This window comes from Dactylosporangium sp. NPDC050588 (assembly GCF_040654975.1).
GTDB lineage: Bacteria > Actinomycetota > Actinomycetes > Mycobacteriales > Micromonosporaceae > Dactylosporangium > Dactylosporangium maewongense.
Map to the genome: position 1 here is coordinate 1 of NZ_JBFAJA010000106.1, position 12,586 is coordinate 12,586.

At 67.3% G+C, this 12,586-nt stretch carries 7 protein-coding genes; 3 read left to right on the forward strand and 4 right to left on the reverse strand.

The window, feature by feature from the left end; genetic code table 11:
- A partial coding sequence (locus AB0I21_RS49035) for a LamG-like jellyroll fold domain-containing protein (RefSeq protein WP_360571616.1) occupies positions 1-8,130 on the reverse strand: 8,130 nt, incomplete at its 3' end.
- A gap of 766 nt (positions 8,131-8,896) precedes the next feature.
- Here AB0I21_RS49035 and AB0I21_RS49040 point away from each other — a divergent pair.
- Positions 8,897-9,433: a hypothetical protein gene (locus tag AB0I21_RS49040; protein WP_360571618.1), complete on the forward strand. Its 537-nt coding sequence runs from the start codon at positions 8,897-8,899 to the stop codon at positions 9,431-9,433.
- A gap of 27 nt (positions 9,434-9,460) precedes the next feature.
- Here the strand turns inward: AB0I21_RS49040 and AB0I21_RS49045 are convergent, their stop codons facing one another.
- The 3 genes from AB0I21_RS49045 to AB0I21_RS49055 form a co-directional block, all read right to left on the reverse strand.
- Positions 9,461-9,988, reverse strand: coding sequence for a transposase (locus AB0I21_RS49045; RefSeq protein ID WP_360571620.1), 528 nt, complete (start codon positions 9,986-9,988; stop codon positions 9,461-9,463).
- Between the two features lie 117 nt (positions 9,989-10,105).
- Positions 10,106-10,504, reverse strand: a complete 399-nt coding sequence (locus tag AB0I21_RS49050) for a winged helix-turn-helix domain-containing protein (RefSeq protein WP_360571622.1) — start codon at positions 10,502-10,504, stop codon at positions 10,106-10,108.
- 27 nt (positions 10,505-10,531) lie between these two features.
- Positions 10,532-10,882, reverse strand: a complete 351-nt coding sequence (locus tag AB0I21_RS49055) for an STAS domain-containing protein (RefSeq protein WP_360571623.1) — start codon at positions 10,880-10,882, stop codon at positions 10,532-10,534.
- A gap of 328 nt (positions 10,883-11,210) precedes the next feature.
- Here AB0I21_RS49055 and AB0I21_RS49060 point away from each other — a divergent pair, with 328 nt between their 5' ends.
- Both AB0I21_RS49060 and AB0I21_RS49065 read left to right on the forward strand, forming a co-directional pair.
- A complete protein-coding gene (locus AB0I21_RS49060; RefSeq protein ID WP_360571625.1) occupies positions 11,211-11,498 on the forward strand; it encodes an STAS domain-containing protein in 288 nt (95 codons plus the stop codon).
- Positions 11,499-11,991: 493 nt separating this feature from the next.
- On the forward strand, positions 11,992-12,327 hold the full coding sequence (locus AB0I21_RS49065) for an STAS domain-containing protein (protein ID WP_360571627.1): 336 nt from the start codon (positions 11,992-11,994) through the stop codon (positions 12,325-12,327).
- Positions 12,328-12,586: the final 259 nt, after the last annotated feature.

Here is a 12,586-nt window from a genome sequence, read left to right on the forward strand (position 1 = left end):
CGTGATGGTGCCGCTCGCGGACCCTTGCGTGATCACCTGCCCGTAGGCGTCAGCGGCGGTGTCATACACACCCGACGGCCCACTGACCTGCTTCAGGGTGCCGCGGCCGGTGTAGGAGTACGAGATGCCGCCGCTCTGCCCGGTCAGCCGGTTGCGCTGGTCGTAGGTGAACGTCTTCGAACCGTTCTGGGTGCGGTTGCCGGACGCGTCGTAGGAGTAGTTCGTGGTCGTCGATCCGGTTGTCCACGTCTGGATCCGGTCCGCCCAGTCGTACGTGTACGTGTTGCTCGACGCGCCGGCGAACCCGGTCGTCACCTTCGACGTCAGGTTGCTGTTGTTGTCGTACCCGTACGCGATCGAACCCTGGATGATCGACCCGTCGAACGACGTCACCGTGTCCGTCTTCAGCCGGTGCAGCGTGTCGTACTCGAACGTCCGCTTCTTGTTGTTGATGCCGTACGTGATCGTCGCGGGCTGGTTCAGGGTGTTGTACGCGACGCTGAGGTCGATGTTCGTCGTCGCGTTCGACATCGTCTTCAGACGGCCGGCGGTGTCATAGGTGAAGTTCGTCGTGCCGGCCGCGTCGGCCCGCGACGTCAGGTTGCCGTCGCTGTTGTACGTGTACGACGTGTTGTCCGCCGGACCGGTGATGCTCAACGGCAGGCCACGGTCGTCGTAGCTGATCGTGTTCGTGCCGCCCGGCACCGACAGCGACGTGATCCGGCCGGCGTCGTCGTACCCGAACGTCCGCGCCGCCGTCGGCACGGCGGTGCCGCTGCCGGTCTGCCCAGTCACCTGGCCCAGGTCGTCGTAGGCGTAGTCGATCTGCACGCCGGACTGCAGCTGCTGGGACGTCAGCCGCCCGCCGAGGTCGTACACGTTCGTCGCCTTGCGGTCCGCCAACGCCGTGTGCGCGGTGGTGGACGGTTCGATCTGCGACTCGGGCAGACCCCACGTGTTGTAGGTGCTCCAGAACTGGTTGCCGCGCCCGTCGGTGAACCGGGTCCGGTTGCCGGCGGCGTCGTACCCGAATGACGTGTTGGTCGACAGCGTCGACGTCACCGGCTGCGACTCGCCCACGATCTGGTCGAGCGGGTTGTACGTGAACGTCGTCGTGTGCCCACGCGCGTCCGTCGCCGTGGCGAGGTTGCCGTTGTTGTCGTATGTCGCTGACCGGGTGGTCAGCACCGCACTGGTGGCGTCCAGCTGCTGGGTCTTGATCGATCGCCCGGCACCGTCGTATGTCGCCGTCGACTTCGTGTTGTCCGGGTTCGTGACGAGGACCGGGCGGCCGAGACCGTCGTAGGCGGTACTGGTGACGTTGCCTGCGCCGTCCTTCTGCGTCAGCACCTCACCGAGGGTGTTGTACGTCATCTCCGCCGTCACACCGCCCGGCGACGTGACCTTCCGCAGCCACGGGCCCGCCGCCGGATCGCCTCCGGCGTACACGCCGGTGCCGTAGTCGTACGTGGTCGTGTTGGCCACGGAGGTCGGCTGCCGCACGATCTGCGTTCTGGTCAGCTTCCGGCCGAGGTAGTCGTAGGTCGCGGTGGTCTTGGCGCCGGTCGGGTCGACCGCCTCGGTGACCTGCCCGACCGCGTTGTACTGCGCGGTGGTGATCTTCCCGGTCGGGCCGGTCACCTTCGTGACGTTGCCGAGCGTGTCGTATTCGTACGACGTCGTCTTGTTCCGCGGGTCCGTCGTCGACGTCGTGCGGCCCAGCTTGTCGTAGACGACGGTGCTGTTGGCATCGACGATCGGCGTCCCGCCCGGCGGCGTGTACGACGGCAGGATCGTCTTCCACACCCGACCAGCCGCGTCGTACCGGGCCTGTGTGACGTTGCCGAGCGGGTCCTGGTGCTCGACGGGCTCGCCGAACGCGTTGTAGCCCACGATCGTCGTCGGCCGGGTCTGGACCGCCGTCGTGTTGTACACCTCGGTGCTCACCGTCGGGGCGAGGGTCTTGGTGAGGTTGCCGGCCTCGTCGTACACGTACGAGGTGGTGTTGCCGTTCGGGTCGACCATGTCGGTGGTGAGGCCGCGCTGGTCGACGGTGTAGCTCGTCGTCAGTTCGGTGGAGGTGAGGACGGTGTTTGCGGTGCGGCCGTTGCCGGTGCTCCACAGTGTCGCGACGTCCGCGTCGGTCAGCGCACGCTGGTAGACCTGGACGTTGTCGATGGAGCCCTGGAAGTGGTCGACGAAGTCACCCCAGTGAGAGCCGCCGATCTCCAGACCGTTGACCGAGGCGAACGGGGTGGTGTTCGTGCCGTCGGTACCGCGGACGTTGTTGACGTAGAGCGACATCCGTTTCGTCGGCGCGTCGAAGACGCCCACCAGGTGCACCCAGGTGTTGGTCGCCAGCGCGTTGGAGGAGGTGGCGATGTTGTACGACACCGCGCCGGTCGTGTCGGCGGACGGTGACTGCAGCGCCCACTTGTTCCAGTCCTTGTTGTACTGCAGGAAGAACGCGCCACGGTTGGAGCCGGTCTGGGATACGGCGGTCTGGGTCGACGTGAAGTTGTTGACCTTGACCCATGCCGACATGGAGTACGACTTCGTCGTGTCGAGCACCGACGTCGTCGTCTGCATGTTCTCGTCGGTGAAGGTGGCGTACCCATTGCTCAGCGAGGGGTATGTGCCTCGGAACGCCTGCATCTTGTGATACGAACCGGACGAGTCGGCGAGGGGCTGAAACTGGCCGGACGGCACCTCACCGTCGAGGTTCCACCACCCGACCGGGCCGACGCCGGCGTCCAGCGCCACCCGCTCCGAAGTCAGTCGGTTCATCGCGTCGTAGGAGTTGCGGGCGTCGCGGAGGACGGTCTGCTCGCCGGACACCAGCGGGCGCGCAACGTTGCGGGTCTGTACCACCCGGTCGTCGACGTCATAGACGTAGTTCGTCGTCCGGACCAGGTCGCCGATAGCAACGGACTGCGAGATCAGCCGGCCGGCGTTGTCAACGTTGAAGGAGGTCTTGGTGGCGCCGTTGTTCTCGGTGGTGTCCTGCGGGTTGCCCGCCGAGTCATAGTACGTTTCCTTCAGGACGGTCGTCTTCACGCCGTCGGTACGGCTGATGCGTTTGACGGCGTTGTCGTCGAAGTATTCGTACTTAGTAGTCCAGTTCATCGCATCGGTGGTCGCGGCGAGTGCACCGTTGGCGTAGTAGGCGTTGGACGTCTCCTGGACGCTGGTACCGTCCTTGCCGGTGGTCGTGCTGGTGAGCAGGTGCCCTTCGGAGTCGAAGGTCTGGTTCACCACCTGCAGCCGGTCGCCGGTCGGGCAGGGCGAGCCGACGGCCGGATTGCTGTCGCAGGTCACCACGCTGTTCTGGCGGCCGTAGGCGTCGTAGCCGTACAGCGTGACGACACCCACCGGATCGACGCTCTTGACCAGCTGTCCGTAGGAGTTGTAGGCGCTGGTGACGGACCGCGGGCTGTCGCCGCCGGTCAGATCACTCACCGTTCGGGACGTGACGTTGCCGTCCGCGTCGAACTCATCGGTGGTCCGGGTGGTGTGTACCGCTCCCGTGACGGCGTTCGTGACTGCCGGCTCCGTGGTCTGGACCAGTGTGCCGTCGGCGTCGTACAGAGAGGTCGTCACGAGGCCGGCCGGATAGCCGGGGGCCAGCACTTTCTGCTGTGCGACCCGGCCGAGCCCGTCATAGGAGACCTCGGTGACCAGCCCGCCGGGGTCGGTCACACGCACCGCGTCACCGGCTGCGTTGTAGTCGGTGCGTTGCACCCGCCCGCCGGGGGACGTGACCGTGAGCGGCAGGCCGGCCGGTGTGAAGCCGCCACCGATGGCCGGCGTGGTCGCCGTCGTGTAGGTCGTGGTGGTGGTGCGGCCGTTCGGGTAGCCGGGCACCGACGGCGAGACCATGGTCAGCCGGTTGCCGGTCGAGCTGTACGTGAACGTCGTGACGGCCGTGTCAGTGGTACGGAACGACCCGGGATTCGCGGTGATCGTCAGAACCTGATCATTCCGGGCGTCCGGGGTCAGGACCGCGGTCGTCGAGTCGGGGAAGTAGGTGTACAGCGTGTCCTGGCACGGCGCCCACATCGTGGCGTTGGAGCACGTCGAGGTGCGCACGGTGTTGCCGCGCACGTCCTTGGCGGTCTCCATCTTCTGGCCGAGCGGGTCGTACACCACGCTGACGAAGCCGCCGACGTCATAGCCGTACGTCGTGGTGTTGCCGAGGGTGTCCGTGCTGGCGATCTGCCGGCTGCCGTTGACGACGTCGAACATCTTCTGCGACGGCTTGCCGCCGGGATCGGTGACCGTGACGGTCGTGACCGGGGTGATGATCGGGCCGGTGGCGCCGGGGGGCGGGGCCAGCGCGCTCTTCGACGCCTTGAAGTGGGCATCGACCTGCGCCTCCGTCAGGGCGTGGTCGTAGTAGGCGAACTCGGTGATGTTGCCCTTGAAGTAGCTGACGTCACTGGAGGCGCCCGGCCAGAACTTCGTCGTGCCGGCGCCGATGTAGGCAAGCGACGAGTCGACCCACACCACCTCGGCGGTCTTCGACCCGACAGGGACGTTGTCCAGGTACAACGTCTGCTTGTCGGTACCGATCGGATCCAGGTTGGTGGACAGCACGACATGGTGCCAGTTGCCGTCATTGACCGTCTTCGTCGAGGTCATCGGCGACACGCTGCCGGTCCACAACCCGCCGCGCAGCAGGCCGTCGTTGCCGACGTAGAGCGCTGGGGTCCACGACGGCGATGCCGGGTTGGATCCGTCGACGGGCTGAGTCTGATATGCGTAGAGCACGGCGCTGCTGGCATGACCGGCAGGCATCTTGAACCACATCTCGATGGCCGACGACGCGTACTGCGGCGCGACGATGAACGCATCGTCGTAGCGCACGTACGAGCTCGTGCCGTTGAAACCCGCGCCGTAGGAGTCGCTGAACGGACTCGTGGTGTTGGGTTGCGTGGTGTCGAACGTGACGTTGTTGTACCAGGCGTGCAGAGCGTCGGCGACCTGGTTCTTCGGCTGCGCCGGCAGACTGATGTCATTGAGCCGGAAGTACTCCCGCGGCTGGGAGCCGAGCACGGTGGAGGCGTAGACCTGACTGGAGCCGGACAGCGTCGGCTGACCGACCTGCCAGACACCGCCGACCTCGTCGGTGACCTGGTTGACCCGGCCGGAGACGGTGTCGTAGCCGATGACGGCGCGGACCCGACCGGCGTTGCTCGTCACCTTCGTCATCGCCGAGGACGGGTTCTTGCCGGAGGTGTACAGCGACGACACCAGCTGCGCGGTGAGTGGCTTGTTGAAGTAGGCCACGTCGGCGATGGAGCCGTTGAAGAACGTGGCCGTCGGGGTGGTGATCGTGTTGCCGGGCCACGCGTTGCTGAGGAAGCCGGCACCGATGTACAGCTTGTCCATGCCCGAGTTGTGCAGCTGGATGGTGCCCGTCACGGACACCGGGACCAGGGCGCCGTCGAGGTACAGCTGCTGGTTGCCGCCGTTGCCGACGAGCGCGGCGTGGTGCCATTGACCGTCGTTGACAGCATTGGCGGACGTGATGACGTTGCCGGTGCCACCGTTCCACAGCGAGCCGCGAAGCTTGCCGGCGTTGTCGATGTACAGCGCCGGGTTGTAGCTGGCGGTGGTGGTCGCGCCCTGCGTGACCAGGTCCTTCTGGTAGGAGAACAGCACGCCGGTCGTCGCGGTGGTCTTGAACCACATACTGATCGACTGGTAGGAGCTCTCGTTCGCAAGCTTCTCCGGCACCTTCACCGACGAGTTGGTGCCGTTGAACCCGGCGGACTTCGACGTCGAGTTCGGCAGCGCCGCGGGCTGTTCGAGCGTGACGTTGCTGTAGATGCCGTTGTCGATGCCGTCGTTGGACAGCACACCGCTGCGGGCCTGGGTTCCGCTGCCGACCGGGTCGTTGAACCGCCAGAACGAATACGGGCCGGTGTTGAGCACGGTTCCGTTGTGCTGGTTGACGGTCTGGTACTCGTACCTGGCGCAGTCGGTCGTAGTGCCCGGCGGGCACACCTTCGTCAGCTGGTCACCGGTGTACGTGTAGGTGTAGGTCAGCGTGCTGCCCGGCACGGCCGGGTCGGTCGGGTCGGTGACGACCGTCGCGACGTGCGCCACGGAGGCACCCGGCGGCGTCGACCAGGTCAGGTTGAGGGTCCGGTTCGACGCGAGCGACTTGATCTGATCGGCGCGGCCGTTGCCGTCGTAACGCACAGTCAGCGCGCGGCCGTTCGGGTCGCTGATCTTCGTCAGGCCGAACACGCCGGTGCCCGCGTTCTGGGTGAACTCGTAGACGGAGCTGTCCTTGTCGGTCAGCGAGTAGCCGCCGGTGATCGCCTTGAACCCCGCGTACCGCCCGGACGGCGGGGTCCAGCTGCCGTCATTGTTCCGCCCGAACGTGACCTCCTGCCCGTTCGGGTACCGGATCGCCGCGGTCTGCAGCGCGTTGTCGGCGTCCCTGCCCTCACGGACCTGCATGTCGACCAGCGACGACCAGCCCTGCCCGAACGCCGACTTGCGCAGGTCGAGACTGTTGTACTCCCTCGCGATCGACAACGCCGGACCCACGGTCGTCACCTGCGCGTCGACGTCACGAGTCGTGTAGTTGCCGACGGAGCCCTCGAAGCCCTTCCCGCCGTTCTGCGCCAACGAGGAGGACACCAACTGCTGCGGCACAGTCGTACTGAACACGAACGGCACCGGATTCACCGGCCCGATCGAGGACCGATCGTCGACCTGGACCTGGTACAGGTAGTTCTTGCCCCAGGTCAGCGTCCCGGCCGGGACCTTCCAGTAGCCGTCGGTCCACGGCGAGGACGGCGTCGTGGTCAGCGGGGCACCCTGGTCGTCATAGAGCAGGAACTTGTACCGCAGCCCATAATTCGGGTAGTTGTCCGGGTCGCTGCCCTTCGCCGACAGCTCCGGCGTCAGGGTGTTCACCGCGGTGTTGTTCGCCGGGTACCGGTAGTCCAGCTGCGGCGCCACGTTCGCCAAGTAGTTGACCTCGATGAACGGGTCGCACTCGGTGTTGCCGAAGTAGTTGGGGCAGATCAGGCTGGTGTCCGAGGAGGTGAACCGCTTCCACGCCGCGGTGTCCGTCTCTGACGCGGTCAGCGCCAGACCGTAGATGCCGCCGACGGTCGCCCAGTCCACCATGTACTGCGTGTTGAGCCACGGCGTCGACCACATGCCCTGGTTGCGTACCCCACCGGAGTTGGAGCAGGCCTGTGAGCTGCTCGGCGAGTCGGTGGCCATCAGCTTGTTGGTGTCGTAGCCGGGCATGTTGTTCCACGTCGCGGTGGCGGCGTTCCAGGCGGTCGTCACCGGGTATACGTTGTACGCCCTGGCCACACACGGGTTGCCATCGGCGTCGCCCTGGTAGGTCATGAACAGGTACAGCCGGGCCGAACCCAGTCTCTGCCCGGCCATCATCGCCGGGAATCCGTCGAAGTTGATGAACGAGCGGGCCTTCTCGGTGCCGTTCCACGAACCGACCGCGAGGCTCGTCTCCAGGTTGCGGGCGCTCGTCGGGGCGGTCGAGATCGCGTACGTGTCGTACTGGGTCACCACCCGGGTCTGCGGATCCAGCACCACCGGGAACTTCCGCTTGGGGTCCCGCAGCCAGGCACCGTCGATCGACACCTTCACCGCCGGGCCGCCGTCGACCTGCACCAGGTCATACCTGACACCGTTGGAGATCTCACCGGCGCCGGCGTGGCTGTTGGAGGCGTCCTCCATGTACCCGGCCGGCATCGTCAGCCCGACGGTGCCCGTCGCGGTCACGAACTCGACCTCGCCGGCCGCGGTCAGCCGCGGCGTCAGGCCCTTGAGCTTCAACGGGTACACGTACTCCGTCGGCACGTCCGCCGAGCGCAGCACCAGGTTCTCCTTGGTGCCGGACGCCTTCGCCCCCAGCTCCAGGTCGACGCCGGGATACACGTTGCGGTACCTCGCCACCGACCGGTCCACGGTCGCCTTGTTCAGCGACGCACCGACCAGCGAGTACGCGAGCTCCACCCCCGGCTCGAGCGTCATCCGGACCAGGTCCTCGGACACCGGGGCCGCCGCGCCTGCGGCGGACGGGATCTCCACGCCCTCCGCGTCGACCTTCTTCGCCGTGCCGGGCGCGAAACTCACCTTGAACGCGTTCGCCGTCGACTCCAGCCGCCGGTCGCCGCCCGCCCGCCCGCAGCTGACTGTCGATCGGCTTCCAGCTGCCGTCCGCAGCCTTGAAGTTCACCGGATTCCGGTACACCCGCCGCGTGTAGGAGCCGTCGGCGTTCTGGAACACGTCAGCCTTCGCGTCGCTCATCGACGCGACCCGCTTGCTGGTTCCGGCGTCGAAACCCTTCCGGGCCGGGCCGGTGCTCTTGTTCGTCACCGTCGGCTGGAACGCCTGGTACTTGCCCAGCTCGCCCTTGACCTTGTGCTTCGACTCGCTGTCGCGGGCCGTCGGCGCCTTGACGTAGTGCCCGTCGACGCCCATGCCACGCTGCTGCTGCGGCACCTTCGGGTCCTTCGCCCACGACGGCGCGGCCACCAGCCAGTCCCGCAACGCCGCCCAGCCCACGAGACCGTGACCGGACGGGACCAGCGCCGGCGGCAAGCCGACGCTGAGCGTCAGCATCACAACGGTGATGACACTCGTCCGGCGGATGAACCGACCGAATCCAGGAACAGCAGAACGACCGCGCACGGCCAGCCTCCCCCGTGATGCTGAGCTGCCAAGTCAGGTGCGAGCTAGTGTGCGGGGAGCGACCGTGCATGTACAAGGTGCAAGCGAACATCGGCGAACTTCATCGTCTAATGTCCACTTTGAGCGTCGGTGATCTTCCCCACCGATCTTCCATAGATCGATGCGAGGCGCTATGTTCGAGCCGCGAGCCTACGGGGAGGTGAGGCCGTGACCGCACCGATCATTGCCCGGATCAAGGAAACCGTCCGCTCATGGACCCGCAGTCAGCGCATCGCAGCGACGTCCGCCGTCCTGCTGGTGCTGATCGGCGCCACCTGGCTGCTGTGGCCGGACGATCCACCACCGCCCCCGCCCCGCGAGCGGCAGTACAAGGCGACCACCGCCTGCCTGCTCACCGACGACCACGGCCTCAACGGCGACCCGGCCAAGGCCGCCTGGGCCGGCATGCAGAAGGCCTCGGTCGAGACGCTCGTCAAAGTCCAGCACCTAGCTATCTCCGGCCCGCAGAACGCCGCCAACGGCGTCACGTACTACAACACCCTCGGCGTGCAGAAGTGCACCGTCATCATCGCCGCAGGCCCAGTCCCGGTAGCCGCCATGGTCGACGGACTCGGATCATTTCCGGACATCAAACACTTTGCCATCGCCGGCGACACCAAGGGCAAGCCCATCACCGCCGTCGACCCGACAACACCCGAGACCATCCAGGCGGGCACCCACACAGCCGTTGCAAGCGCCGCCTAAAGATCTTTCGGTATTTGAGTGATGGCGTCAGAGGCATGGGCCGGCATGGGTCAGGAAGTTGAAGCAGAGGTCGTAGCTGCTGCCGATACAGTGCAGCCCGGTGTGTGCGGTGTCGGCTTCGTCGATGTGTTCGGGGCAGAGGTTGACCAGTTCGGTGGCCTTGAGGTTGCCCCAGACCAGTTCGGTGGGATTGAGCTCAGGGGCGTAGGACGGCAGTGCTTCCACGCGCAGCCAATCTCGTTGGGTGGCCAGGAAGCGCAGCATGGCGCCGCTGTGGTGGGCGGCGAGGCTGTCCCAGACGAGCACGGTCGGCTCGCCGTGCAGGAAGCGGCGCAGCCGGGGCAGGACCTCGATCAGCGCCGCGGTGTTCCAACTGCCACGCCGCGCGTAGTAGGCCAGCCGGACCCGGCCCCGGTCGGGCCGGTAACAGATGCACGCCAGCAGACTCAGCCAGGTCCGCCGGGCCGGCGCCCGGACCGTCGGGGTCCGGCCCCGCGGCGCCCAGGTACGCCGGGCCGACGGGGTCAAGCAGATCCCGGACTCGTCGGCGAGCACGATCCATGCCCTACGCCGCCGGGCGTCGTTTCCGGATTCGGGGCCAGTCCACCTTCACCCATGGGCAATGCGGGCCTCGTCACGCTCAGCTGCCTGCCGGGCCGGACACTGCAATGTTTACCCCCGCCGGCGCAGCAGCCGCCACACCCCGGACTGCTCATACCGCACCCCGGTCAGGTCCTTGATCACCCGGGCGACACGCGGCCGTGTTATGTGCGTCCTTGGACCCGGCAGAACCCAAATGCCACCGGGCGGATGGAGCCGGGCGTGCCGGCGGCAGCGGCGCCGGGGTGAGCCAATCCCCGGTCCTTTGGCCGGCGGTCGTCGCGGCCGATCGAGACTGGTATGCCTGGCGCATCGGCGCGGTACCGCTTCGGGGCGTTGGTGTGGGCGGCGCGGCACGGAGGCTGACGGGGCGATCGTGCAGCGGTACAGCGCGGAGTTCGCCGAGCACGTCGGTCGGCAGCCGCGGCACGTGCATCCGCTGCGCCGCAGGCGCCGCGACGACGACAGCACGGGCAGGCCATGACGCGGAAGGGGCTCTCAGGGGCGCTGTTGCCGCGTGGGCAGGGCGGGGGCGGGCGGGTCCAGAGGCATGGCGTGTAGTAGGCCGGCGACGCCGAGCACTCGGAGCACGGGTGGGCTCGGCCGGATGATCATTGTGCGGTTCGCTGCTTGGGCGTCACGGTGGGTTCGCATCAGCGCGCCGACGCCGGTGGGGTCGATGAATGTCACGGCCGTGAGGTCGAGCACCAGCATGCGCGGCCCGGTGGACCAGCAGGCCGCAACGGCAGCGGCGAAGCCGGTGACGTCCGTGACGTCGGGCTCACCGGATACGGCCAGCACCGTCGATCCGTCGGCCTGCGGGTCGGTGTTCGTCGTCAGGTCTGCCACGTCACCCTCGCACTATCGGTGGTCTGTTGCCATTGTCGGACGCGACCGGCGCCGTGCGCGAGGCGATGGACGGCGTGAACCGGTCCCCGCGCGGTTCGCGTCGTCCGATGGATCGGCCGGGCGGGCGTCCGAAGCGGCGGCTGAACCGGCCGACCTGTTACGTCCCGCAGGCGGGGACAGGCTCCCCGTTGGGGTGGTTCGGTGCCCTACCGGCCTGTATGGGGATGACCGCCTGGCGGACCCGTCGGCCGGATCGCCCGGTCCCTGTGGAGTGGTCGCGGCGTTACGTTCAGGTGATGGACGACCTGTATGACGGTGCCGAGTTGCGGTGACCGCGTCGTTGTCCGGGGGCACGCTGCGCGTCGGTGTGGCTGGTGACGTCGGCCTGGAGAGCGCACCACGGCTCGAGGCGATGCTGGACTTGTCGCGGTTGGACGGGGTGTTCCGGCTGGAGTTGGATCTGTCCGGTGTGACGTTCTTCTCCTGTGCCGGGATCGCCGCGGTAAGTGACGTGCGCCGGGACGGCCTCCGCGTGCTGCTGGTGGCCGCTGCACCGTCGGTGAACCGGGTGCTGGCGTTGTTGCCGATGTCGGGTCGGCAGTGCCAGACGGCCTGACCGTTTGGCCGCTGCCAGAGGGTCAGTCTCAAGCCGCCGTCGGCATGCGGGTGCTGCATCGTGTACCTCGTTGGTGAAGACCCGTACCGGACGGGAGTACAGCTGTTGATATCGAGAGGGGTCCGGCAGGTCTGGCCGGTGGTTACGGATCTGCGGGGGCGAACCTGCCAGCGCGGCGGTGCGAGGTTACCGACGATGAGGTCGGTCAGCGCTTCGTCGTCGGCTCGGTCGGCGAGGCGGTTCGCGATCTCCTCGATCACTTCCGACCTGGGCCGGCGAGCGCGGGGCAGTCAGGTTGTCATCCGAACACCGGCCGGTCCGTCGTCGGCATTCGGGGATGCTCCTCACCCCGGAGTCTGCCTGAAGGGTGAGATGCCCACGGTCTCGCGATCGTCCATGGGGGTTACCGCTGCGGTGCGTCGGCACAATCCGACATGGCGCGGGTATGGTCGGCAACGCCGTGCGGATGCTCCCCGGCCGACAAGGAGATCCGGTGAGCCAGCCGCACCAGCCTCAGCTGACCCTGACCGAGCACACCGGCCTGAACGGCGTCGTCACGGTCTCCGCAGCCGGCGAGATCGACATGAGCACCGCGGGCCGGCTGACCGCTGTTCTGACCCGCGTGCTGACTGGCACCCGGCCGAGCCGGCTCGTCGTCGATCTGGCCGGCGTCCGGTTCATGGACTCCACCGGCATCGGCGCCCTCGTCCAAGCCCGCCGTCTGGCAACGACCACCGGCACTGCGCTGCGCGTGACCAACCCCAGCCCGATAGTCACCAAGGTTCTGCAGATCACCGGCCTGTTCGACGCGCTCACTGCCGACGATTGAGTGCAGGCCTCCGGGCCCCACCCGCTCGCACGGCGGCGGCGCGTGCGCCGCGATACGTGGTTGAGCCATCGACGCACTTCTACCGTGCGCTGTCGGTGTGGCCACGGGCGTTGTACCGTCGGCAACAGATTCCGGCCCGATTGATAAGCGCTACGGTCCGAGCTATTGCGCGCCGTCGGCGCCAGCTCGGTGATTGCTCGGCGCCGCTGCGGTGTGGACGCGGGCGAGCACCCTTTCACGTGCCTGTGTGTCAATGGGA